Origin of the sequence: Synechococcus sp. MIT S9507, from assembly GCF_047304715.1 — a bacterium.
Classification (GTDB): Bacteria; Cyanobacteriota; Cyanobacteriia; order PCC-6307; family Cyanobiaceae; genus Synechococcus_C.
Window position 1 is genome coordinate 1,413,429 of sequence record NZ_CP138970.1, and the last position, 23,405, is coordinate 1,436,833.

A 23,405-nucleotide genomic window follows, 5' to 3' on the forward strand; every position below is an offset into this window, starting at 1 on the left:
CCGGCGTGGGATCACGCCCCGGCGAGCACCTGGGCCTCCTCATCTGCACTGACCACCCTGCCCTGATCCTCGAAGCCGCTGATCTGGTCGAAATTCAGATACCTGTAGAGCTCGTCGGAGAGGGGATCGATTTTTTCTGAGGCGATGCTGCGGTATTCGTCAGCTGTGGGGATCCGACCCAGCTGTGCACAGACTGCTGCCAGTTCGGCGCTGCCGAGGTACACCTGGGCGCCTTTGCCCAGGCGATTGTTGAAGTTTCGGGTGCTGGTGGAGAACACGGTGGTGTCGTCTTCCACTCTGGCCTGGTTGCCCATGCAAAGGGAGCAGCCCGGCATCTCCATGCGAGAGCCTGCCGCTTCGAAGGTGGCGTAATAGCCCTCCGCCTTGAGGGTCTCTTCGTCCATGCGGGTGGGAGGGCAGACCCAGAGGCGGGCTTTGTTCTCACCGGCTCCCTCAAGCACCTTGGCCGCGGCCCGGTAATGGCCGATGTTGGTCATGCAGGAGCCGATGAACACTTCCTGCACCGGAGCCCCAGCGACCTCGCTGAGCAGTTTCACATTGTCGGGATCGTTCGGGCAGGCCAATACGGGTTCCGTGAGTTCGTCAAGGTTGATCTCCAGCACCTCGGCGTACTCGGCATCGGCATCAGCGCTGAGCAGCTGGGGGTTGGACAGCCAGACCTCCATCTCCTTGATGCGGCGGGCCAGGGTCCGGGCATCGCTGTATCCGCGGGCGATCATGTTCTTGAGCAGGGCCACGTTGCTGCGCAGGTATTCACCCACCGTTGCCTCGGAGAGCTTGATCGTGCAGCCGGCGCAGGAACGCTCGGCGCTGGCGTCGGTGAGTTCAAAGGCCTGTTCGAGCTTCAGATCAGGAAGACCCTCGATCTCCATGATCCGGCCATTGAACAGATTCTTCTTGTTGGCTTTCTCAACGGTCAGCAGGCCTCGCTGAATGGCAACCCAGGGGATGGCGTTCACCACATCGCGCAGGGTCACGCCCGGTTGCAGAGATCCGCTGAATCGGACCAGGACCGACTCGGGCATGTCCAGGGGCATGGCACCGATGGCCGCGGCGAAGGCCACCAGGCCTGACCCGGCCGGGAAGGAGATGCCTAGCGGAAAGCGGGTGTGACTGTCACCGCCGGTGCCAACAGTGTCGGGCAGCAGCATCCGGTTCAGCCAGCTATGGATGATGCCATCGCCGGGTCGCAGCGCGACGCCGCCGCGCTGGGCAAAGAAATCGGGCAGGTCCTTCTGGGTCTGAAGATCCACAGGTTTGGGATAGGCAGCGGTGTGGCAGAAGCTCTGCATCACCAGATCGGAGGAGAAGCCCAGGCAGGCCAACTCCTTCATTTCATCGCGGGTCATCGGCCCGGTCGTGTCCTGAGATCCGACTGTGGTCATCAGTGGTTCGCAACTGGTGCCGGGTCTCACCCCCCTGAGGCCGCAGGCCTTGCCCACCATTTTCTGAGCCAAGGTGAATCCCTTGCCGGTGTCTTCCGGAGCACTGGGGCGGATGAACAGTTCGGAGGGCGGCAAACCAAGCTTGGCGCGCACCTTGTCGGTGAGAGCCCGACCGATCATCAGAGGGATGCGACCACCGGCGCGCACCTCATCACTGATTGTTGAGGGTTTGAGTTCGAAACGACTCACCACGTCGCCATCCCGTTCAATTGTGCCTTCGTAAGGCCGGATGGTGATCACATCCCCGGTGTTCAACCCGGTGACATCACATTCGATGGGCAGCGCGCCAGAGTCTTCCGCGGTGTTGAAAAAGATTGGGGCGATCTTTCCCCCCAGGATCACTCCTCCGGCCCGTTTGTTGGGTACATGCGGAATGTCTTCCCCCGTGTGCCAGAGCACCGAGTTGATCGCGCTTTTGCGGGAGCTTCCTGTGCCGACAACATCTCCCACATAGACAACGGGATGCTCACCTTGTTTCAGCGTTGTGATGGTCTGAAGACCATCGGGGTCTCGGGTTTCCAGCATCGCCAGGGCATGCATGGGAATGTCCGGACGGGTCGTGGCATGAGTTGCCGGAGACAGATCATCTGTGTTGGTTTCACCTTCAACCTTGAAAACGGTCACGGTGATGGATTCAGCCAGCTCAGGTTTGGTTGTGAACCACTCCGCTGCGGCCCAGCTGTCCACGACCTGTTTGGCAAAGCGGTTGTCTCCAGCCAGCTCCATCAGTTCGTTGAAGGCGTCATAAACGAGCAGGGTGCGGCTCAGGCCCTCCGCGGCACAGGCGGCAAGTTCTTCATCGCTGTGTTTGAGCAGCTCAATCAGGGCAGCCACGTTGTATCCACCCACCATCGTTCCCAGCAGGCGGATCGCTTCCAGGGGGGAGACCAGTGGGCTGCTTGCCTCGCCCTGAGCAACCGCACTCAGCCAGGTTGCCTTGACATAGGCCGCTTCATCCACCCCAGGTGGGATGCGTTCACTCAGCAGATACAGCAGTTCCTCTTCTTCTCCGGCAGGCGGGTCCTGCAGCAGTTCCGTGAGCGCTTTGGTCTGGCCGGCATCGAGTGGCAGCGCTGGGATCCCCTGGGCCAGGCGTTCTGCGGCGTTCTCGCGGTAGGTGCTCAGCATCGGAATCGGCGCAGGAACGTCAAACGCACTTCATTCTCCTGCGTCACCGTTCCCTGCCGGCGTCATGCGCCATGAAGAAGCTTGCGTAACCTGAGATCATTCATGGCACGAGGCATGACCACCACTCACGATCTGCATGTGGTGGACACCCGGCCACTGGTTCCCCCGGCCTTGCTGCACAGGGATCTGCCCACCGATGCCAGGGCCACTGACACCGTGGCCACCGCCAGAAACCGCATCCAGTCCATTCTTCGGGGCAAGGACCATCGCTTGCTGGTGATCGTCGGGCCCTGTTCGGTTCACGATGTGGATGCAGCCCTTGATTACGCCCGTCAACTCGCTCCTTTGAGATCCCGACACGCGAGGGAACTGGAGGTGGTGATGCGGGTTTACTTCGAGAAGCCTCGAACGACCGTGGGCTGGAAAGGTTTGATCAATGATCCCCACCTCGATGGTTCGTACGACATCAACACCGGATTGCGTCTGGCGCGTTCATTGCTCCTTGATCTCGCCAGGGAGGGCATGCCCACGGCAACGGAACTCCTCGATCCAGTGGTTCCGCAATACATCGCCGACCTGATCAGCTGGACAGCCATCGGTGCCCGCACCACCGAAAGTCAGACCCACCGCGAGATGGCCTCGGGCCTGTCCATGCCTGTCGGCTACAAGAACGGGACCGACGGCAGTGCCACTATCGCCATCAATGCGATGCAGTCAGCCTCCAGCCCCCATCATTTTCTGGGGATCAACTGTGAGGGGCATGCCTCCATCGTGAGCACAACTGGCAATCCCTATGGCCATCTGGTGTTGAGGGGCGGCAACAGCGGCAGCAACTACCACTTGGAGGCGATTCAGGAAGCATCCGCTGAACTGGCTAGAGCGGGCCTTCCGGACCGACTGATGGTCGATTGCAGTCATGCCAATTCCAATAAGGACTATCGCCGTCAGGGCGAGGTGCTCAGGGCGGTGGCCGCGCAAGTGCAGAAGGGATCAACCCATGTGATGGGTGTGATGTTGGAAAGCCACTTGGTCGAAGGCAATCAGAAGATCAGTGCTGATCGCTCTTCACTCACTTATGGACAGAGCGTCACAGATGCCTGCATCAGTATTGAAGCAACGGCTGAGTTGCTGGCTGAACTGGCCGAATCCGTGAAATTGGCTGGCACTCCTGCATCTGAGATTCCCGTGGCTTGAGCCTTGAGGTCGGCCGTGGTTTGTTAGACGGTCATCCACGCCCAGCACAACCCAACGGCAATCGGCACAGTGAGGTTGTCGATTCCCCAGCGGCCGAATTGCTCCAGGCCGACGGCCAGAGCACAGACCGCGATCAGACGCAGCGGATGCAAGGGACTCTGACTGAGCAGCACCAGCAAAAGCAACACCAATGCGGTGACCAAGGCCATGGTGATGGTGCCCGCTACTGATTTCCGCTGTTGCCAAATGGTCCAGCTGGGCGATGCCATACCACGGCCAACAAGCCCCGCCAACCCATCGGCGAAGGCCATCACCAGCACCCCGGCGCAGACCGCAATAGCCTGCTCAGGCCAGAACAGGAGCAGCAACAGGCTGATGGCGAGTCCATACGCCACGGTTCCGTAGCTGTTGCGATCCACATCCTCAACAGCTGGCAGAAGTTGCAAGCGGTGATTGACCGCCGTGATCACTGTCACGGCGATGGCCACCGGCACAGCAACAAATGCTGGGATTGCAAGCCACCAGGCCAGAACCACAATCGGACCGGTGCCGATGTGGACGATCTTGCGACTGAGTTCCTGTTGCTCAGGCCAACGTTTTCGACAGATCAAAGCTGCTGAGATCACCAGCAGCATCCAGGTGCCGATGATCAACAGAGATGAGAGCAAAAACTCAGGCCGCCTGCTGATGGTTGGTCATGACACGTAATTTCAGAATGGCCTTGGCTTCCAGCTGCCTCACCCGCTCCCTCGACACATTGATCTGACGACCGATTTCAGCCAGTGTCAGTGGCTCGGCCCCATCAAGTCCGAAGCGCAATTTGAGAATTTTTTGCTCACGTTCATTCAGCTGAGAGAGCCATCCGCTCAGGTGCTCCTTCTGAATGCTGCGATCCATTCCCTCCATTGGCTCAGCGCCATTGGGGTCTGGGATCAGTTCACCGAGCGTGCTGCGATCTTCTTCACCACGGGCGTGGGCATCCAGAGATGCGCATGGAGCGCTCTGGGCGATCAGGTCTTCGAGATCGCGTGGTTCGATGCCCATCGCACTGGCCAGTTCCAGTCGATTCGGCTGACGACCGAAGCGGTGGGACAGTTCACGCGTGATGCGGCGCATCTTGGAGAGCTTTTCGCTGATGTGAATCGGCAGGCGAATGGTCCGCGCGCTGTTGTCAATCGCGCGAGTCATCCCCTGGCGAATCCACCAGTAGGCATAAGTCGAAAACTTGTAGCCCATCGCCGGATCGAACTTGTCAACGGCCCGCTCCAGGCCGATGGCTCCTTCCTGCACGAGATCGAGCAATTCAAGGCCCTGGTTCTGATATTTCTTGGCAACACTCACAACCAGGCGAAGATTGGCTGCCATCATGCGATCCCGGGCCCGTTTGCCCATGCGGATGCGGTGGCGTTGCCTGGGAGTGCGTTCCTCTTCAGCAGTCTCAAGCAACTCCTTCATGGCTTGCACGTGGTGTGCGAGCTCGATTTCTTCGGCCGCAGTAAGCAATGGAACACGTCCGATGCTGCTCAGGTAGTAACCGATTGAATCGGTCGTCAGGCGACTGTTTTGACGTGTTGAGCGACTTGAAGTTGAGCGTGAACGTGCACTGCTGTCACGACGACCTGTGGTCGGCAAGACAGGCTCTGATGAAGCAACTTTTTGAGTTACTTCTTCAGATTCCAGAGGGATCCCCATCACCCTGGCCTCCTGAAAATTAGATTTGAGAAAAATTTAGCACCTGAGCCAAAGAGTGAGCTATCTAAATCGAAAGTTTTTACGAATCAATGATGCAGTGTTAAGTCTCGTGGATCGAATGTGAAATAAAGACAAAAAGCACAATTTGACTGTATCGATGAACACGGGTCCAAGCGGTTCAGTTTTTCGTTGACAGTCCTTTTCTCCAGGTTTGAATCAGGTTCAGCTGAGAATTACGTTCCTCTCCTTCTGGATGGCGCTGAATGAAGGATCCATCGGATTGCATATCGAATAATCCACGGTTGTCATCGAGATAGATCTGCATCAACCGTTCCAGTTGCTCCCGAAGTGCAGGTTCTTCAACTGGTGTCACAGCTTCCACGCGCCTGTCCAGATTTCTGGGCATCCAATCAGCGCTGCCGATGTAAACCTCGGGTTTGTCGTGATTGGCGAACCAGAACAGGCGTGAGTGTTCGAGAAAGCGTCCGATGATGCTCACCACGCTGATGTTGTCGCTCACGCCTTCACGCCCCGGGTACAGACAGCACATGCCCCGGACGACCAGTTCGATTTGCACGCCTGCCTGTGAGGCTTCGTACAGCAGCGTGATGATGCCTGGATCCACCAGTGAGTTCATCTTGGCCCGGATATGGCCGCCACGTCCGTTCTGCGCATGCTCGATCTCACGGCGAATCAGGTGTTCCATGCCTTTACGAAGTGAAACGGGCGCCACCAGCAGCTTTCGGAATTCCTGCTGTTTGGAGAATCCTGTGAGGTAATTGAACAATTCAACGAGATCCTGGCCGAGTTCCGGTCGTGCCGAAAGCAGGCCAAGATCGGTGTAGAGACGTGATGTCTTCGAGTTGTAGTTACCAGTGCCGATATGGACATAACTGCGCAGACGTTCCTTTTCCTTGCGCACCACCAGCACGATCTTGGTGTGGGTTTTCAGGCCCAGAACCCCATAGACGACATGCACTCCTGAGCTCTCAAGGTGTTTGGCCCACTGGATGTTGTTGTCTTCATCGAAGCGTGCCTTGAGTTCCACCAGCGCCATCACCTGCTTGCCGTTTTCCGCTGCACGGATCAACGCGGCGATGATTGGTGAATCCTTGGAGGTGCGATAAAGAGTCATCTTGATCCCCATCACCAGCGGGTCATCGGCGGCCTGGTTGATGAATTCCTCCACAGACGTTGAGAAGAGGTCATAGGGGTGATGCAGAAGCACATCGCGGCGTCGGACCACCGAGAAAATGCTTTCGAATTCCTCTTCTTTGATGGAGCCGTCTTCGAGCATGTTGCGCTGGGCCCGACGCAGAACCGGAGGTGTCTGACCTGAGTGGGACTCGTTCTTGAGTCGGGGCAATGGAATTCCCATCAGCCCGAACAGATCGTCGAGGCCCAGAGGTCCATCAACTCTGTAGAGATCCGCTTCCTCAACGGACATGCCATCCATCAGCATCTCGATGACGTCCTGCGGCATTCCATCAGCAACCTCGAGTCGCACCACTTCGCCACCCATGCGTCGCTTGCGCAGCCCTTGCTCAATGGCGATCATCAGATCATCAGCTTCGAGGTCGCGCAGTTCCAGATCCGCATCCCTGGTGACGCGGAAGAAATAGTGCCCCTCGATGCTCATGCCTGGGAAGAGAAGGCCGAGGTTGAAGGCCACCACCTGCTCGAGAGGAACGGCCGTGTGCACAGTCTCTGATTCCTCGTCTGCGAGATCGACCGGGATGGCGACGAATCGGGGCAGGATTGTCTGAGGTACCTTCACCCGGGCGAGCAGACGCTGTCCGGTGTCCGGGTCATCAATAAGAGCTGCGACATTCAGGCTGAGGTTGCTCACGAAAGGGAAGGGGTGAGCGGGATCCACTGCCAGAGGTGTCAGCACTGGAAAGATTGCTGTTTGGAAGTAGTTGTCTACCCAGAGTCGTTGGCGTTCGTTGAGCTGTTTGTAGTCGAGTAGATGGGCGCCATGGTGAAGCAGTTCACGCCTGAGTTGACTGCGGTAATGCTCCTGCTGGCGTTCCAGAAGAGGTGTGAGGTGGTTTCGTATGGCCTGTAGCTGTTCCAGCGGCGTGCGGCCATCCTCGCTGCGCTTCTCAATGCCCGCTTCCACCTGAGCCTTGAGGGAGGCCACCCTCACCATGAAAAATTCATCGAGGTTGTTGCTGAAAATGGCGCTGAATTTCGCCTGCTCCAAAAGAGGGGTGCGCTCATCCAGGGCCTGAATCAGCACGCGTTCGTTGAAGGCGATCCAACTGAGTTCCCGGTTGATGTAGTGATCAGGATCCAGGGAACGCTCTGCCATCACAGAAGAGAGGTGGGTGCGAAAGCTGTTGGCCGCAAGGTAGCAATCACCTTGCAACTGCAGGACGCTCCGGATTTTCAGATCAGCTTTGCCTGAGGTCCACCACGAAGACTGCCAGCAACAAGCAAGGCAACTCCGAGCAACATCACACTGCCGAACCAGAAGGGACTGGTGACCCCAACGCGGTCGTAACTGAAGCCAGCGGCGGAGGCGCCCAGAAATGTTCCAAGGCTTTGCAGACCTTGTAGACCGCCCAGGGCTGATCCCTGGCCATCGCTGCCGAGTCGACGTGAGACCAGGGCTCGCAAGCAGGGGCTCACAAGTCCGGTGCCCAGTGCGAGCAACGACACTGCGGTGTAAACCACTGGAACTGAGTTGTTAGGAGTTGCTAAGGGCACCAACAGGCATCCGGACGTCAGAAGTCCAAGACCGACAAGGGTCAGGCGGAGCTCTCCGAAGCGTTTCACCAGTGGGCCTATCAATCCTCCCTGAACCACCATTGCGATGACTCCGACCAGGGCGAATGCGGCTCCTGCCATGCCCTCAGTCCAGTTGAAACTCTTGCGCAGATACAGCACCAGAACCGTTGTGAAACCGTTGAAGGCCATAAAGAAGCCAAAGAAAGCGATCGAGAGGCGACGCACCTCTGGCTTGGCAAAGACACGTGCAAGCAGGGTGATTGGGTTGAGCTCGCGTCTGCGGGGCAGTTGTTTGCGGGCCTGCATCGGATGGGTTTCGGGAAGGAGTCCCAGCACAACGATCAAGTTCGTGACTGCAAAGGCTGTTGCAGCCCAGGCGGGAAGGATGCGGTTGATATCTCCAAGCACTCCACCAAGACCAGGACCCAGGACAAACCCGAGACCGAAAGCCACGCCAATGAGGCCGAAGGCTTTGGCACGGTTTTCCGGTGTGGTGATGTCTGCCAAGACAGCCGTGGCTGTGGCGGCTGTGCCCCCGCTGGCTCCATCAATGATTCGCGCCAGAAACAACATCGCGAGAGGCAGGCCTGCAGCAGCGGCCCCTGGTAAGAATTCCTGCCAGGGCAGGGTCAGGGTGGTGGCGAACAGGCCCATGCCGATGACCGAGCCAAACACGCAGAGACTGATGACCGGTTTACGCCCGAAGCGGTCACTGAGGGCGCCGATCAAGGGAGCAACGGCGAACTGTGAGATTGCGTAGGTGCCTGAGAGAAGTCCCACCGTGCTGCCATCGCTGCTGAAGTCTTCGAGCAGAAAAGGCAGTAATGGCAGAAAAATGCTTTCGCTGAGTCGGTCATTGAGCAGCGTCAGAAAGGCGCTGAGCAGGGTTGGAATGCGTGGTCGCTGCAAGGCAGCCGCTGGGCAGGTGAGACTCACATTCCCATAGGCATCGGCCATGGCCCTGCGTTTGATCCTTCCAGCGGACGAGATCCTTCTCAGGGAGATCTATGCCGATGCCATCGAGAGTCAGGCCCCACAGCTGTATTCGGATCAGCAGGTGAAGTCGTGGGCAGCACTCGCCTGGTTGCCGGGTGTGCTGGATCAAACCCTGAAGCAGGGCTCGGGCTGGATCAGTGGTGAGGATGCCGCTTTTGCGATGCGTTATCCGATGGATCGACTTGCCCTTCTCTATTGCCGGGGCCGTGCTGCACGTCAGGGCCATGGCAAAGCGCTCCTCGAGAGACTTGAAGCTGATGCGATCGTTGACGGCGTCAGATCTCTGCGCACCGAAGCCAGTCAGTTCAGTCGTCCGTTGTTTGAGCGCTATGGCTGGAGCCTCGTTGCTCCGGAAACGATCACGATTGCTGGAGTGCCCTTTGAGCGCTACCGGATGCACAAAGCACTGGGCAAGCTGCGCAGCTGATCAAGCTGATCCAGTGCTCGACCTTGCTCGAGCGCGGTGGTGGCCATCGCAATGCCCGAATCGAGATTGTCGCTCAGGCCAGCGTTCCAGAGATAGGCACCTGCGTTCCAGCGCAGGGCTTCGCTCAGGGGACCACGGTTTCTGAGCGCTTCGATGGCTTGTCTCTTCCAGGTGCTTTCCGACGACCATTCCAGGTCTGCGTTGTGGCATCCATGATCGCGGGGGTGAAGGATCAGACGTTCAGCCCGTCCATCGCGGACTCGGGCTGTGATGCAGGCCCGACCGATGGGAAGATCTGTTCCTCCTTCCAGGCCTTTCACAGTGAGCAGGTCGGTTTCGCCGGCGAGCCTGAGTGCTTCCCAGGCCCGGCTCTCGGTTGGTGGGTGCACAAACCCACTCACAAGAAGGTGATCTCCCTGGTGGGCTGTCCACAGAAGCTCGAGGCTGGCCACAGGAGGCCGTTTACCCAGCTGCTCGCGGTAATCAATCAGCGTTTCGGCGATGGCGAAATGATCCGGTTGATGGATGAGTGCGAAGCCATGTGTGTTGAACCCTTCCTGAACAGCGCTCAGGGGCAGTCCACCCAGATTCAGATCCAGAAGGCGGAACAGATCGAGGGCTGTGATGCCGTATTTGATCGGCATGCGGTCACCCCCCTGCAGGACGACCGGTTGACCGCAAGCCACCAGTGCCAGGCTGGTGAGTGGGTAAATGGGCGCCGTTCTGGTCCGACCGTCAAATGGCATGCCGAAGCAGAGCGGTCTTCTCTGAGCCGGAGGACTGTGAACAACGGGCCCCAACGATCGATAGGTGTCGAGCATGCCGGTGAGCTCCTGGGGCTCCGGCCGGCGAATGCGATGAGCAATCAGGAAAGCACCAATCTGTGCTGGCGTGGCCTCCTCCCTGAGCATGAGTGCCAAAGCATCTGCGGCTTCCTCTCGGCTCAAGCCTTTGCTGGTGTGTTCGCCGCTCCCGATTTTGCGGAGATGCTGTTTGAAGCGTTCGCGGCCGTTGCAGACAGTGCTTGTCAAGGGCCATACCAACGCTTCATGCAGTGTTCTGCAGAGAGGTCACTTTTAGGGGTAGCGATTGCTACCGATCGCTTCACGCGAGCATCGAAAGCCCTTCGAAGCGTCCATGTTTAGGGTGGCTGGGGTTATGGCGACCATCGGCGTAATAGAGCCGCTCTAGCACCATACTTGTTTTGACGTCTGAGTTGTGGTTTTGGCGATTCAGCAGTGTGGCGAGTGTGCGAAAAAAAGTGTTCATCAATCACACGTTCAGTGGATCCAATACAGCAGTTCTGGATCCATCGAGATGTAGTTAATGCATCCAAAATGGGTTTCTGTTTTGGTTGTCTTTGTAGCTGTTTCCTGGTGCAAGACGCGACAGTGTCGTCTGGATTTCAGTATTTTTTATGACTGTTTCGTCTGTGTCCACGCCATCACTGGCGGCCCCATCGCCGAGCACATTGACCGCTTCGTTGATGGCTGCCAAAAAAGCGAAAGGGATGAGTTTCGCGGATCTTGAGGCAGCTCTTGGGCTCGATGAGGTCTGGATTGCTTCTCTGTTCTATGGACAGGCCACAGCCTCTGCTGATGAGGCGGAGAAGCTGGCGTCCCTGTTGTCGTTGGACCCTGCAATCACAGCTGCGATTCAGGAGTTTCCGACCAAAGGCAGTCTGGAGCCCGTGATCCCAACCGATCCCCTGATCTATCGCTTTTACGAGATCATGCAGGTGTATGGCATGCCGCTGAAGGATGTGATTCAGGAAAAGTTTGGAGATGGAATTATGAGTGCTATCGATTTCACCCTGGATGTGGACAAAATTGAAGATCCGAAGGGTGAACGTGTACAGATTACGATGTGCGGAAAGTTCCTTCCATACAAAAAGTGGTGATTCCACTTTCTGGTTTTTATCGAAGAAGTGTCATCAACCTTTCAAGCCCGACATCAGTCGGGCTTTTGTTTGTTCAGCTTCGAAATTGCTGTTGCAGCTGTTGGCAGGCCAATTGTTTGCGTGATTCACTACTGAGGGTTTGACTGAGCTCTTTCAGGCAACGTTGACTGATCGGAGTTGCGATGCAGCCCAGGGCCCGGAACGCAGCGGCAGCGACATGGTCGGATCCGGTTTTGCACAGATTCGATAGGCGTTCACTGATCGCTGCCCCATCCCTGCGTTGCAACACCCGAATCGCGGCGATCACCACTGGATCCCTGAAATCGTTGAGGGGTTCATTACACAACACGAGTAATTCCTCGTCGCTCAGGCTGTGGGCGCGGAAGCCAACTAACTGCAAGCCCGCCAAGCGATGATGTTGTCCGGGGTGATGCAAACACTCCTTCACCACATGTTCTGGAACATCTGCACCCCAGCAAGACAATGCCTCAAGGATGCAGAGGTTGACTTCAGCGAATTCGGAGCTGTTTTTCAGTTGATCAAGCAGCCAGTCCCTCGCTCCTTGCTGGTGGCACAGTCCGGCGGCCAGAACAAGATCAGGGAATGCTCCATGCTGCTTAATCAATCGTTCAATGATTGGCCAGCCTTGTTCAGCCAGCATTCCAAGTTTTTCGCAGAGTGCACGGCGAAGCTCAACTGAAAAGCTGGGAGAGTAAACCTCCCCCAGCCACTCGGGCTCCAATGGAGCACGTCGTGATTTTGAAAGCCGTTCCCAGAGAACGGCTTCATTCTCGGGTAAAGACACAGATGTCAATCAACGGGCGCCAAGCTCAGCGGCCAGTTCACGTTCCAGTTTGTCATCATGTTCACTTGGCAGCACGTTTTCGATGTTGGTGCGGTAGGTGCTGTAAAAGAGCATGCCGATGAACACCATGCCGCCAATGATGTTGCCAATGGTGACGGGCAGGAAGTTCCAGAAAATGCATTTCCAGAAGGGAACTCCAGATCCGAGGATTGGCCCGGCGGTGTGCAGAAACTGGTTGACCACAATGTGCTCCATCCCCATTGATTGGAACGCTGTAATGGGTAGCCAGCAAGCCAGAATCTTTCCAGGCACACTTTTACTGACCAGGGCCATGGTCACACCGAGGCACACCAGCCAGTTTGCGATCAAACCTCGAATAATGGCCAGGAAGAATCCCATTGACTGAAGATTCTCATATTTGACAACAACGTTGGTTTTATTCAACGCGATGATTTTTGCTGCCACCTGTTGCCACATTCCTCCACCTTCAGCAGCTGATGCAGGATCGACAGTTCCTCCGCTGGTCAGGCTGATTGCCATCAGAACTGCCACAACTGCAGTTCCGATCCAGTTGCCGAGCCACACCCAACCCCAGTTTCGAAAGGTTGCACTCCAGGTGCTTTTCCCTGCCCAGGTGGCCATTGGCAGAAGAGCAAAGTTACCTGTGACCAACTCCATGCCAAACAAGACAATGCTGGCGAAACCGAATGGGAAGAGCAGCGAGCCCAACCATGGTTGTCCACTTTTGAGCCCTACTGTGAGTGCAAGGATCACGGCCAGGCCAAGGATCGCTCCCGAATAAAATCCCCTGAGCAAGAGGTTTTTGACGCTGACGGTGGATTTTTTGCCGCCGGCGCCGATCATGCCGTCGACAAGTTCATTGGGTAGGACGTAGTCCATCTGTGAAGCAGTCACACTCATGAGTTCAATGCGGTTAAGAAGAAATGAAGCAGTTGATCGAGTCCTGAGATCAACAGTTAGCCGCTGATCTTGTTCATGAATCTGGAAAACGCATCCTGCTGATGCTCAGCCCGTGAAATCGGTTGTTTGTCTTGACCAGCTTTCGAAAACCAGTTGACCAGTCTTGAGAAAAAATCGCTGTTGCTAGACATACAAATAACGATGTAAATTTGTTGAATGATTGGTTTGGCTGTGATGGCCTCAAAAAGTCAGCACCAACACGGCAAAACGACTGATCTCTGCACCTGTTTCAACCTTTGGTTCGTGGTTTGGCACCGAACCGTTCAATCAGCACGTCGCGCAGAACCTCTTTAATGTTTTCGGCCGGAATGGCCTTCTGATGCAATTCACCCACCGTTGGATTGGGTCCCTGTGATCCACCAAGGGTCATCGTGTAGCCATCATCTGTTTTGCCCTCACTGTTCTTGGCTTTGGCGCCTGTCAGGCCGATTGCACCCATGTAGGCCTGCCCGCAGCTGTTGGGGCAACCTGTCCAGTGAATTTTCAGTTCTTCTGGCAGATCAAGCTCCTGATCGAGCTCTTTGGCAGCGGCCAAGGCTTGATCTTTGGTGTTGGTCAGTGCGAATCCGCAATAGGTGCTTCCTGTGCATGACACGGTGCCAGCCGAAATCGCACCAGGCTTGAGCGGAAATCGTTCGAGCAGGGGATCGTTTTCAAACGCTTCGACCTGTGCTTGCGGTAGTCCAACAATGATCACGTTCTGATCTTCAGTGAGCCGCACTTCTCCACTTCCGTAGGTGATGCTCGCCGTTGCCAGATCATGAAGATCCTGCGCTGTCAGGCGACCAACAGGAACGTGGAGCCCAGCAAAGACCAACCCTTCCTGTTTCTGCGGGTGAATGCCGTAGTGCGATCGGGGTGTGGTGTCAAAGACAGACCCGGGATCGGGTGTTAACGGTCCGAACTGTTCTTCAACCTGTTTGCGGAAGTTGTCGTGGCCAACTTCATCGAGATACATTCTGAATCGTCCTTTCGGGCGCTTGTTGCGCTCTCCGTTATCTCTCCAGAGCCGAATTACCGTATCGGTCAGCCGGCAAATTTCATCTGGCTTGACCCAGGCATTCAGGGGGATGGCGTAGGCATTCATCTGTGATGAAAGAATGCCACCAATCCACACACCGAAACCCATTACGCCATCTTTTTCGACCGGATGGAAGGCAATGTCGTTGTGAAGAAGGAAATTGTCTTTTGCACCGGCAACTGCCGTATTCCACTTTCTGGGGAGATTGGAGTATTCAGGATTGCCTTTGCGGTGATTGGTTAAAAAGTTTTCTAGTTCATCTGTGTAAGGTCTGGTATCGAGGATTTCCTGTGGATCAATTCCAGCAATTGGGTTTCCGGTGACATTGCGGGGATTATCAAAACCCGACTGGATCGTACTCAGATCAGCTTCTTCAAGCCGCTTGAGGATTTCCGGCAGGTCGCCAAGAAGCACTCCTCTCAGTTGCAAGTTCTGCCTGGTGGTGATGTCACAGCTGCCGTTTTCGCCATAGCGTTCAACAATGGAGCCGATGACGCGTAACTGTTGGGCAGAGAGTACACCGTTGGGAACCCGCAGGCGCAGCATGAATTTGCCTGGCGTTTTTGGACGCCAAAACATTCCATACCATTTCAAGCGCAGTTGAAGATCGGTTTCATCAACCTGCTCCCAGCCCATTTCAGCAAACTTCTCAATTTCACTACCAACCAGCAGGCCATCTTTGGCCGACTTGTTCTGTTCAATCTTATTAAGCTTCTTGCCATCCAGATAAGGCCTGGAAGGAGAGCTAATCGTCATGATCTTGTTCAGCGAGGGGCAAATGATTGATCATGAATTGCTGTAGATCAATCAAAGGGTCAAGATGACCTGCGCTTCAAAAAGAAGGTGAGCGCTTTTACAGCAGTTAAGAGGCTTGTCAGGGGTCTGTCGGTAGTGGATTGAACAATTTCCCCAGCTGACTGTTTATTTCAAATGGGATGGACGAATTGGTGACTGTGGCTACATCTCATCCGCCCGGCGGAGCCCTAGAAGGCTGCCTTTCGCGGACTCAGTATTGACGTCCAACTTCGCCAATCATTCGGATCGCCCCGTAGCGAAGCATCTGCCAGACGCGTTTCATGGCGGCGAAATCCCGGTCGAGCTCACTTTGGAACCGGGCGTCTCTGCTGCTGCTGCTGCGTCTGTCATCGGTATGCCAATGACGGTGAGCCCTTTCCGAGCGATAGCTTTGATCGGTGGAGTCTCGTCGGAACCGACCTTCAGAGACAGTGCGATCAATGGATCGACGGCGAGACATGGCAGCAGGAGCAATGACGATCCATCGATGACAACAGTCAGTTCGACCTTTGATCCGTGGCCATTGCTACGGAACGATGATCTTCGTTGTCAGCGAGCGATCAGGTTGGTTGTGCATGGACGCTCAGGCGGCGTCGTTCCCGAATCATTGATTGAGCTGCAGAAGTCCCTCCAGCAGCGTCGTCAGGCTCCTGTGCAGCTGGAAGTGCTGACTGCCGATACTCCACCTGTGAGTCCAGAACAGGCCAGTTGGTTGGTGCCTTTGTTGTTATGGCCGGGATCGCATGCGCGTGCGGATGTGCTTGAGATCAGACAGCGCATGCAGCGAGAAGGTGCGGATGTCGATTTGCTTCCTTTCCTTGGGTCTTGGCAATGTTGGTGGGCTCTCGTGGCTGAAGCGCTTCAGCCCTTTGCTTCCCAGAGCTCAGTGCTGGTTCATCACCCATTGAGTTCCGAAGAAGCTGACAGTTTCCTGCTCGAGTTGTCTGAGCGCATGGGGCTGCCGCTGCTGTCCTTCGACGATTGGTCTGACTATCAGAAAAGCCATCCCGAGGCTGACCCACTGATGCTTGCGCTTGCCCCCAATCGCATGACGGAGGCACTGAGCGAGGCTGGAGGTCTTCCACCGCTGCTTGATCTGGCTCTGATTCGTCAGGGCCTGATCGACTTGCTTGCCGCTCTGCCGTGACGACTGCTGAACCCATCGGGACCGTCTATCTCGTCGGTGCAGGCCCTGGAGATCCGGATTTACTCACTGTGAGGGCCCATCGCCTGCTGGGATGCTGTGATGCACTGGTTTACGACTCTCTTGTTCCTCGCGAGGTTCTTGATCTGGTGCCCGAGCACTGTGAGCGCCATTTCGTGGGCAAGCGGCGTGGGCATCACTCAGTTCCGCAGCCCAGTACGAATGCGGTGCTGGTGAAGCTTGCAGCTCGCCACCGCTGCATTGTGCGCCTCAAGGGCGGAGATCCCTTTCTGTTCGGACGCGGTGGCGAGGAAGCTGCGCATCTGGTGAAACATGGTGTTTCCGTTCAGGTTGTGCCTGGGGTGACCGCTGGAATCGCTGCACCCGCGTACGCAGGGATTCCTGTGACCCATCGTCGTGCCGGCTCATCCGTCACCTTTGTGACCGGTCATGAGGAGATCGACAAGCGACGCCCCAGTGTGAATTGGCGCTCACTGGCTACAGCCAGTGATGGTCTGGTCATCTACATGGGTCTGCACAACCTTCCGAAGATCGCCGCTGAGCTGGAGGCAGGTGGTCTCAGTGCTGAGACCCCTGTGGCTGTGATTCAGCAGGGGACTGTGGCCGGGCAACGTTGTCTCAAGGCGACTCTTTCAGACGTTGCTGCGCGCACCCGCAGTGAAGGCTTTGCCTCGCCCTCCGTGATTGTGGTTGGAGATGTGGTGAATGAGCAGGTGAAATCCTGTGCCCCGCGGCCGGCCGATGTCACCATGCCGATCCCGTTCTGATGGTCAGCTTGGTGGCTGATCTGCGGATTCCTTAAGCCTTGATTTGAGCTGCGCCAGATTGCAGGGGCGGGTTTCGCTGTTCAGCTGGGCTGAGATCAGTTTCTCCCAGGCTGTGGTGACGGCATCCTGTGATCCAGGCAGAACGAAGATGAACGTGCCGTTGGCCACTCCGGCGAGGCAGCGACTCTGCAGGCTGCTTGTGCCGATGGTCTGGAACGAGAGCATCCGGAACAGTTCGCCGAACCCATCGATGGTCTTGTCCAGCAAGGGGCCGATCGCTTCAGGGCTGCCGTCGCGCCCAGTCAGGCCTGTGCCGCCTGTGGTGATCACCACGTCAACGTCTGAATCGACGATCCATTGGCTGACGATCGCTCGAATCCGATAGCGATCGTCGGGACAGATTGCACGAGTCTGCAAGTGATGACCGGCATCGATCAGTCGTTGCTGAAGCAGATCTCCGCTCGGGTCGTTCTCCAGGGTCCGACTGTCTGAAATCGTCAGCAGGGCAATGGACAGCACGCAGCGTTGATGGAGGTGTGATCGACAAACGCTAGAACCGTGAAGGTTTCGTATGGCAGGGATGAATCAGGGGCAATCCGATGCGCCACCTTCGGTGAAGGTGTTGTTGTTTGCCTCACTGCGGGACCAGGCGGGTTGGTCTGATCGTTGTATTGCACTGAATGCGCAGGCTGTGCAGACAGCCAGAGAGATCTGGGATCAGCTTGAACTGGGTGACTTACCCCAGGTGGTGCTTGTTGCCATCAACCAGCACATCGTCAGCGCCGACCACCCAGTGCAAGCGGGAGATGAACTGGCTTTCCTGCCGCCATTCACAGGAGGTTGACCGTGCTGCAGAAGCCTGACGAGGTCCAGATTGTCATTCATGACCAACCCATCTCGGGCGTCTTGCAGTTCGACGCCTGGTTGCGGTGCCGGATGGATGCCGCCACCGCGATCTTCATGGGCCGCGTGCGTGATGTCGCCATGGATGGACAGCCGCTGGAGGCCCTGGAGCTCAGTCACTATCCGGGATTGTGCGAACGTTTGATTGAGGGCTCAGCTCACCAGCTGTTGCAGCACCATGGTTGCCGTTCCGCGCTTGTGCTGCACCGTGTTGGCCGGTTGCTGCCTGGCGAGTTGATCGTTTTGGTGGCGATCAGCGCTGATCGGCGTGGACCTGCACAACGCTGCTGTACCGCCTTGCTTGAGGCTCTCAAGCATGACGCTCCCTTTTGGAAGCGGGAATGGAGTCATGGCGTTGGGACCTGGCTGTCGGAGAACACACCGCTGTGACCCAAACGGTGTTTCAGAGCAATCGCCGACGCAGCAGTTGCGCCCAGAGTTGATCTCCGCGTCCCAGTTCGCCTGACTCCGCAGGGATCTCCAACAGCAGATCAACATTCTGGAGAGAGCCGATACGTGAGGAGGCCTGGGATCCATCGACCCGGGCACGCAGTTCTCCGTCAGCAGAACAGACCAATGAAGCTCGAGCCAGTTCCGGCCGTCCCGGCCTGCGCCGGTAAGGCGTCTCAAGGCTTACCCGCAGTCGCGGTAACAGCTCCGGTTCCTGCTGGCCCTCCAGCAGCTGCAGCGCTGGCCAGAGCAGCTGCAATGCCGTGACGGCTGCTGCAACGGGATTGCCTGGCAGCCCAAAGAACGGAACGTTATTGCCCACGCAGCCAAAGGCGAAAGGCCGACCCGGTTTGAGGAACAGTTTCCAGAAGTCCACCTCGCCAAGCTCCGTCATCAACGGTCGGATCCAGTCGCTGTCACCGGCGGAGACACCTCCGGTACTCACTAATACATCACAACTGGAGCTCAACTCAACGATCGTTTTGCGCAGGATCTGCGGTTGATCCGCCACCACACGGCAATCCCATGCTTGATAGCCCAGACGTTTCAGCAGCCCTTTCAGCAGGGTGCTGTTGCTTTCCCAGATGGCTCCCTCAGGTCGTTGTTCACCCGGAGAGACCAGTTCATCGCCGCTGATCAGCAGCCCGATGCGTGGTTGGCGATAAACATTCAGTTGCCGGACGCCACAGCTGGCAGCTTGGGCAAGATCTGCAAGTCCGAGGCGCTGTCCCGGCTTCAGCAAGGTGGATCCTTGACTGCATTCCTCGTTGGCCGGCCGGATCCATGGGTTGGCCGAGGCCTCGTGTGTCAAGCAAAGACTGTCGTTCACCCTCTGAACCAGTTCCTGAGGAAGAACCCAGTCAGCCCCTTCAGGCAAGGGTGCACCGGTGAGAATTCGAATGGCTTCACCATGGGCAAGCACAGTGGGGTAAGGGGCGGCCGGCGCGGATCGCCCCACCAATGTCCAGGTGTCATCAACGGCTGGTTGCTGACTTTGGCCCAGGGCATAGCCGTCCATGATCGATGCCCTGAAGCCGGGAACATCGGCCCTGGCCAGCACGGCCGCTGCGTTCACGCGTTCCAGAGCGTCTGCCAGTGAAACCGTCTCGATGGACGCTTCAGCACGTTGTGTCGTTCCCCCTTGGATCGCGTTCAGCACACGCGTTCGAGCCTCCGCAAGCTGCAGGCCCTCGCGGCCATAGGGGTCAGCAGCTCCAGCTGCCATGGCGACCCCCATCTTTGTGCAGCAGCTGAATTCGGTTGATCGTCATGCCAGGCTCAACCGACTTCAACATGTCGTAGAGAGTCACCAGCCCGATGGAGACGCTGGTCATCGCCTCCATCTCAACGCCGGTCTGACCGGTCGTGCGACAGCTGACCTGCACCGTCAGACCAGGCAACGAAGAGTCCGGTTCAATCTCTACGTCGATGCCGCTCAGGGGCAAAGGGTGGCAAAGAGGAATGAGCTCGGATGTGCGCTTGGCGGCTTGAATGGCAGCAACGCGTGCCACGGCCATCAAGTCTCCTTTGGATGTTCCGCCGTTCAGCACCAGATCCAATGTGGATCTGCGCATCACCAGCGAACCCATCGCGGTCGCCTCGCGTTTGGTGATGGCACGATCACCGACTTCAACCATGTGCACCTCACCCTGATTGGTGAGGTGCGAAAGCTGTTCAGACATCGATGAATCGGGTGCTGACTGAGTTCGTCAGTGTTGATCAGCGCTCACCCAGCACCGACCACATTGCAGCCTGGGAGGTGATCACGGGCTCGACCTGGGTTGAAGACGGTGATGTCTCGACGGGAGCGACTGCGGCTCGTTGGCTCCGGACCATCTGTACGGCCAGAGAGGCCACAATGAATGCGCCGATGAAACCTGCTGCAACGGTGATCGGGCTGCGGCTTGCGCTGGTTGTCGAGTAGGAGCGAACCATTCGGAAATGGACAATCTCCTTTCACTATGGATAAAAACTGTAGGAATCGCTACTGAGCTCACTGAAACTTTGCAGTGACGACCCATCTTGCTGGGAGTGAATCAGCAGGAGGCCGGAAGCAAGTCCCTCGGAGGCCAACCAGCCATGGGCCGAGCCAAAAATCATTCCCAGACAGAGGGCGAAACGCATTGAAGTGATCAACGTTGTGTTGAGCATCTCTGCTTCGCGCTGCGTCGTTGGTCGTTGTTGCCACTGTTTCCAGCTAGAGATATGCAAACTGTTGTTGTTACTACCAATGCATCCGCAACTGGATCAGTCGCGGCACTGTTTTGCATTTGAACAGGACTTCATCGGCTCCTGGCGATGTATTCCTTTATGTGTTCGCCGCAAACTTGATTTGGCAGGCATCAAGCTCAAGCTCAGTCACTGGTTGGCGATGAGTCATGAGCAGCGCCAGGGCCTGGTCGACTGGGGCGATTCCCCCGAGCACTTGGCGCAGATGCGTGAACATCTGCGCGCCTGCACCGCTGCGATGGCTGATGGCATGGTCAAAGATCTGCCACCTGCAGTGGAGGAGCCATGGCAGCAACCGGCTCAGCTTCCGGCTCAGCTTCTGGATGCGGCTCGACTTCGTGGCATCGTTCTGACGTCTCAGACCTGGATGAAGCTGCGGGAGCTGGATCGCTTCGCCCTCTGCAAGCTGGCGCGTCCTGGCCATGATCATCACAATCTTGATGCCGCGTTCAGCGAAGTGCTGGGGTGAGCATCCTGCGCAGCCTCTCCAGTCGGCCGCTCTGTTGTTCGACCGGTTGCATCACCGAGACGGCAGGGGCAACCACCACTGCTGTTGCCTTGAGCTCAGGTTGTTTGGAGATCGGGCAGGCCTGATCATGCATCAGGGTGTTGGCCTCGCAGGCTTCGGAGTGCGTGAATCCCCAGTGCATCGGCAGAAAGACTGAGCCTTTGCGGATTCGATCGGTCACGCTGACGCGTGCTGTGAGAGTGCCTCGCCTGGAGGTGATCGCTGCCAGGCCCCCGTCTTCGATGGCGAATTGTTCCGCATCACTGGGATGAATCTCCAGGCGGGGTTCCGGGTGCATGCTGTTCAGGCGTTTTACTTTTCCAGTGCGTGTCATCGTGTGCCACTGACCGAGATAGCGACCAACGGTGAGCACCAGTGGATAAATCTCACAGGGTGGTTCCGCCAGGCCCAGCGGAGCATCCGACTGGAACCGGGCACGCCCGTTGGCTGTCGGGAATCGCTTGCCGACGTACAGACGCTTGGCTGCTTGCGTCGGCTCATGGCCGAGGGGGAAAGGCCATTGCTGGGGACCATGCTCGTTCAGCAGCTGGTGGCTAAGCCCTGAAACATCACAGATCCGGCTTGCGGACAGAGCGGCAAATTCGCTGTAGACCTCTGCTGCTGAGGCGTAAGTGAACTGATCGACGAATCCCAGTCGGCGTCCGAGCTCTGCGAAGACCTCCCAATCGGGTCGGCTGTCGCCATGCTGTGGTCTGAACGCCGGGCAGAGCGTCACGCGGCGCTCCGAATTGGTCATGGCTCCAGACTTTTCGCTCCACTGCGATGCAGGCAGCAGCAGGTGGGCGTAGTGAGATGTTTCCGTGTCGGCATAGGCCTCGCTCACCACCACGAGCGGGCAGCGTTCCATGGCTGCCTTGACTCGCTCCAGATCAGGCATGCTGACCAGGGGGTTTGTGGCAGCGACCCACCAGAGATCCAGTTCACCCCGCTCCATGGCTTCCACCTGTTGCCAGGCACTCAGTCCTGGTTCTGCAGCGATGGATCCTGAGGCCAATCCCCAGGCCTGCTCCACTTCGGAGCGATGGTCCGGGTTGGTGACCAGCCTGTAGCCCGGCAGCAGGTGGGCCAGTCCTCCGGCTTCACGGCCGCCCATGGCATTGGGCTGGCCTGTCAGTGAAAACGGCCCTGCACCGGGCTTACCGATTTCACCGGTGAGCAGATGCAGATTGATCAGCCCACTCACCACAGCTGTGCCCTCCCTGCGTTGGTTCACGCCCATGGACCAGAGGCTGAGGATGCCTGCTCTGCGGCTCCAGAGCCTGCCAACGTCACGCAGTTCCTGTTCTGTGATCCCGCAGAGCCTGGCGGTTTCTTCCGCTGTCCAGGTATTGATGGTCTTGGCGTAGTCAGAGAACCCTTCGGTCGCGGCATCGATGAAATCGCTGTCGAAGCCGTTGTCTTCAATCACGAGTCGAGCCAGACCGTGGAGCAGGGCGAGATCAGTGCCCGGAGCGATGGCTAGATGATGGTCTGCAATCTTGGCTGTGTCTGTGCAACGAGGGTCCACGACAACGATGGTGAGGCCCTTGGGATCACGTTTTTTGCGTTTGAGCAGGCGCTGGAACAGCACGGGGTGGCATTCGGCCGTGTTTGTTCCGATCAGGAATGCCACGGAACAGTGATCCAGATCCTCGTAGCAACAGGGAGGACCGTCCGAGCCAAGGCTGCGGGTATAGCCGGCCACCGCTGAACTCATGCAAAGGCGGGAATTGGCATCAAAGTTGTTGGTGCCCAGAGCTCCTTTCAAAAGCTTCTGAGCCATGTAGTAGTCCTCGGTGTGGAACTGGCCCGAGCCATACATGGCAATGGCATCTGCACCTTTGCCGCTGAGGGTGCTGCGAATCCGCCCTGTCAGCAGGTCAAAGGCACTTTCCCAGCTGATCGGCTGGAAATCATCATTGAAAGTCGGTCGGTAGAGGGGCTGAGTGAGCCTTCCCTTGGCCAAGGTTTCTCCCACCGTGGCCCCTTTGATGCAGACCTGTCCCAGGTTGGAAGGATGCTGTTTGTTGCCACGCGCAGTCCACATCGGGTTGCCCTCGGCATCCCGTTTCACAGATTTTCCCGCTTCTCCCGGTGGCATCAGTTCCAGACCGCAGCCCACGCCGCAGTAAGGGCACTGACTCTGAATGCTCTTGCAGGGACTGGTCATCAAAGAATCTGATGGAATGCAAGATCCCCGGTGCTTTCAGCACAAGGGATCAGTGATCTCAGTCGAGTGTGCTGA

The 23,405-nt window shown here is 57.2% G+C and carries 23 protein-coding genes; 8 read left to right on the plus strand and 15 right to left on the minus strand.

The genetic code is table 11. From position 1 onward, the window contains the following. Nucleotides 1-11 precede the first annotated feature (11 nt). Nucleotides 12-2,594, minus strand: a complete 2,583-nt coding sequence (gene acnB / locus SIB83_RS07420) for a bifunctional aconitate hydratase 2/2-methylisocitrate dehydratase (RefSeq protein ID WP_413404691.1) — start codon at nucleotides 2,592-2,594, stop codon at nucleotides 12-14. Nucleotides 2,595-2,708: 114 nt separating this feature from the next. Between acnB and SIB83_RS07425 the strand changes: the two genes are divergently transcribed. Further along, a complete protein-coding gene (locus SIB83_RS07425; protein ID WP_413404693.1) occupies nucleotides 2,709-3,788 on the plus strand; it encodes a 3-deoxy-7-phosphoheptulonate synthase in 1,080 nt (359 codons plus the stop codon). A gap of 23 nt (nucleotides 3,789-3,811) precedes the next feature. Here the strand turns inward: SIB83_RS07425 and SIB83_RS07430 are convergent, their stop codons facing one another. From SIB83_RS07430 to SIB83_RS07445, 4 genes are all read right to left on the minus strand, one after another. Continuing rightward, nucleotides 3,812-4,456 carry a diacylglycerol/polyprenol kinase family protein gene (locus SIB83_RS07430; protein WP_413747239.1) on the minus strand — a complete coding sequence of 215 codons (645 nt, stop codon included), beginning with the start codon at nucleotides 4,454-4,456 and terminating at the stop codon, nucleotides 3,812-3,814. A gap of 4 nt (nucleotides 4,457-4,460) precedes the next feature. After that, nucleotides 4,461-5,480, minus strand: a complete 1,020-nt coding sequence (locus tag SIB83_RS07435) for an RpoD/SigA family RNA polymerase sigma factor (RefSeq protein WP_413404697.1) — start codon at nucleotides 5,478-5,480, stop codon at nucleotides 4,461-4,463. A 178-nt stretch (nucleotides 5,481-5,658) separates the two neighbouring features. Further along, nucleotides 5,659-7,794, minus strand: coding sequence for a polyphosphate kinase 1 (gene ppk1 / locus SIB83_RS07440; protein WP_413404699.1), 2,136 nt, complete (start codon nucleotides 7,792-7,794; stop codon nucleotides 5,659-5,661). Nucleotides 7,795-7,871: 77 nt separating this feature from the next. After that, a complete protein-coding gene (locus SIB83_RS07445; RefSeq protein ID WP_413747240.1) occupies nucleotides 7,872-9,170 on the minus strand; it encodes an MFS transporter in 1,299 nt (432 codons plus the stop codon). Between SIB83_RS07445 and SIB83_RS07450 the strand changes: the two genes are divergently transcribed. After that, nucleotides 9,169-9,636: an N-acetyltransferase family protein gene (locus tag SIB83_RS07450; RefSeq protein WP_413747241.1), complete on the plus strand. Its 468-nt coding sequence runs from the start codon at nucleotides 9,169-9,171 to the stop codon at nucleotides 9,634-9,636. The genes SIB83_RS07445 and SIB83_RS07450 overlap by 2 nt on opposite strands. On the opposite strand, the gene SIB83_RS07455 is transcribed toward SIB83_RS07450, so the two are convergent. Continuing rightward, on the minus strand, nucleotides 9,597-10,667 hold the full coding sequence (locus SIB83_RS07455) for an anthranilate phosphoribosyltransferase family protein (protein ID WP_413747242.1): 1,071 nt from the start codon (nucleotides 10,665-10,667) through the stop codon (nucleotides 9,597-9,599). The two genes, SIB83_RS07450 and SIB83_RS07455, sit on opposite strands and share 40 nt — an antisense overlap. A 416-nt stretch (nucleotides 10,668-11,083) precedes the next feature. Between SIB83_RS07455 and cynS the strand changes: the two genes are divergently transcribed. Further along, nucleotides 11,084-11,536 carry a cyanase gene (cynS, locus tag SIB83_RS07460; RefSeq protein ID WP_413406199.1) on the plus strand — a complete coding sequence of 151 codons (453 nt, stop codon included), beginning with the start codon at nucleotides 11,084-11,086 and terminating at the stop codon, nucleotides 11,534-11,536. Between the two features lie 73 nt (nucleotides 11,537-11,609). On the opposite strand, the gene SIB83_RS07465 is transcribed toward cynS, so the two are convergent. The 4 genes from SIB83_RS07465 to SIB83_RS07480 form a co-directional block, all read right to left on the minus strand. Further along, on the minus strand, nucleotides 11,610-12,341 hold the full coding sequence (locus SIB83_RS07465; RefSeq protein WP_413747243.1) for a HEAT repeat domain-containing protein: 732 nt from the start codon (nucleotides 12,339-12,341) through the stop codon (nucleotides 11,610-11,612). 9 nt (nucleotides 12,342-12,350) lie between these two features. Further along, on the minus strand, nucleotides 12,351-13,241 hold the full coding sequence (locus SIB83_RS07470) for a formate/nitrite transporter family protein (RefSeq protein WP_413747325.1): 891 nt from the start codon (nucleotides 13,239-13,241) through the stop codon (nucleotides 12,351-12,353). Between the two features lie 310 nt (nucleotides 13,242-13,551). Continuing rightward, nucleotides 13,552-15,099, minus strand: coding sequence for a ferredoxin--nitrite reductase (locus SIB83_RS07475; protein WP_413745431.1), 1,548 nt, complete (start codon nucleotides 15,097-15,099; stop codon nucleotides 13,552-13,554). A 250-nt stretch (nucleotides 15,100-15,349) separates the two neighbouring features. Next, nucleotides 15,350-15,598, minus strand: a complete 249-nt coding sequence (locus SIB83_RS07480; protein WP_413404713.1) for a hypothetical protein — start codon at nucleotides 15,596-15,598, stop codon at nucleotides 15,350-15,352. Nucleotides 15,599-15,625: 27 nt separating this feature from the next. Here SIB83_RS07480 and SIB83_RS07485 point away from each other — a divergent pair, with 27 nt between their 5' ends. After that, complete coding sequence (locus SIB83_RS07485; RefSeq protein WP_413745432.1) at nucleotides 15,626-16,285, plus strand: DNA mismatch repair protein MutS; 660 nt, start codon at nucleotides 15,626-15,628, stop codon at nucleotides 16,283-16,285. Continuing rightward, a complete protein-coding gene (cobA, locus tag SIB83_RS07490) occupies nucleotides 16,282-17,070 on the plus strand; it encodes a uroporphyrinogen-III C-methyltransferase (protein WP_413404717.1) in 789 nt (262 codons plus the stop codon). Before SIB83_RS07485 ends, cobA begins: the two co-directional genes overlap by 4 nt. A gap of 3 nt (nucleotides 17,071-17,073) precedes the next feature. Here cobA and moaB read toward each other — a convergent pair whose 3' ends face one another. Beyond that, entirely contained in the window at nucleotides 17,074-17,589 is a 516-nt protein-coding gene (gene moaB / locus SIB83_RS07495; protein WP_413404719.1) for a molybdenum cofactor biosynthesis protein B, read from the minus strand. A gap of 61 nt (nucleotides 17,590-17,650) precedes the next feature. On the opposite strand from moaB, the gene SIB83_RS07500 reads away from it, so the two are divergent. Both SIB83_RS07500 and SIB83_RS07505 read left to right on the plus strand, forming a co-directional pair. After that, nucleotides 17,651-17,914, plus strand: coding sequence for a MoaD/ThiS family protein (locus SIB83_RS07500; RefSeq protein ID WP_413745433.1), 264 nt, complete (start codon nucleotides 17,651-17,653; stop codon nucleotides 17,912-17,914). Between the two features lie 92 nt (nucleotides 17,915-18,006). After that, the gene (locus SIB83_RS07505) at nucleotides 18,007-18,363 is read left to right on the plus strand and encodes a molybdopterin synthase catalytic subunit (protein WP_413745422.1); all 357 of its coding nucleotides are present in this window, start codon (nucleotides 18,007-18,009) and stop codon (nucleotides 18,361-18,363) included. Between the two features lie 13 nt (nucleotides 18,364-18,376). On the opposite strand, the gene SIB83_RS07510 is transcribed toward SIB83_RS07505, so the two are convergent. Genes SIB83_RS07510 through SIB83_RS07520 form a run of 3 tightly spaced genes read right to left on the minus strand, consistent with a single transcriptional unit; the run spans nucleotide 18,377 to nucleotide 20,358 of the window. Continuing rightward, nucleotides 18,377-19,660: a molybdopterin molybdotransferase MoeA gene (locus SIB83_RS07510; protein ID WP_413745434.1), complete on the minus strand. Its 1,284-nt coding sequence runs from the start codon at nucleotides 19,658-19,660 to the stop codon at nucleotides 18,377-18,379. After that, nucleotides 19,629-20,105 (minus strand): cyclic pyranopterin monophosphate synthase MoaC, encoded by a 477-nt coding sequence (gene moaC, locus SIB83_RS07515; protein WP_413404725.1) that lies wholly within the window; start codon nucleotides 20,103-20,105, stop codon nucleotides 19,629-19,631. The genes SIB83_RS07510 and moaC overlap by 32 nt, the downstream gene beginning before the upstream one ends. A 37-nt stretch (nucleotides 20,106-20,142) precedes the next feature. Then, the gene (locus tag SIB83_RS07520; protein WP_413745435.1) at nucleotides 20,143-20,358 is read right to left on the minus strand and encodes a hypothetical protein; all 216 of its coding nucleotides are present in this window, start codon (nucleotides 20,356-20,358) and stop codon (nucleotides 20,143-20,145) included. A gap of 295 nt (nucleotides 20,359-20,653) precedes the next feature. On the opposite strand from SIB83_RS07520, the gene SIB83_RS07525 reads away from it, so the two are divergent. Beyond that, a complete protein-coding gene (locus tag SIB83_RS07525; RefSeq protein WP_413404731.1) occupies nucleotides 20,654-21,121 on the plus strand; it encodes a nitrate reductase associated protein in 468 nt (155 codons plus the stop codon). Here SIB83_RS07525 and SIB83_RS07530 read toward each other — a convergent pair. Then, nucleotides 21,102-23,330, minus strand: a complete 2,229-nt coding sequence (locus SIB83_RS07530) for a molybdopterin oxidoreductase family protein (protein ID WP_413745436.1) — start codon at nucleotides 23,328-23,330, stop codon at nucleotides 21,102-21,104. The genes SIB83_RS07525 and SIB83_RS07530 overlap by 20 nt on opposite strands. Between the last annotated feature and the right edge of the window lie 75 nt (nucleotides 23,331-23,405).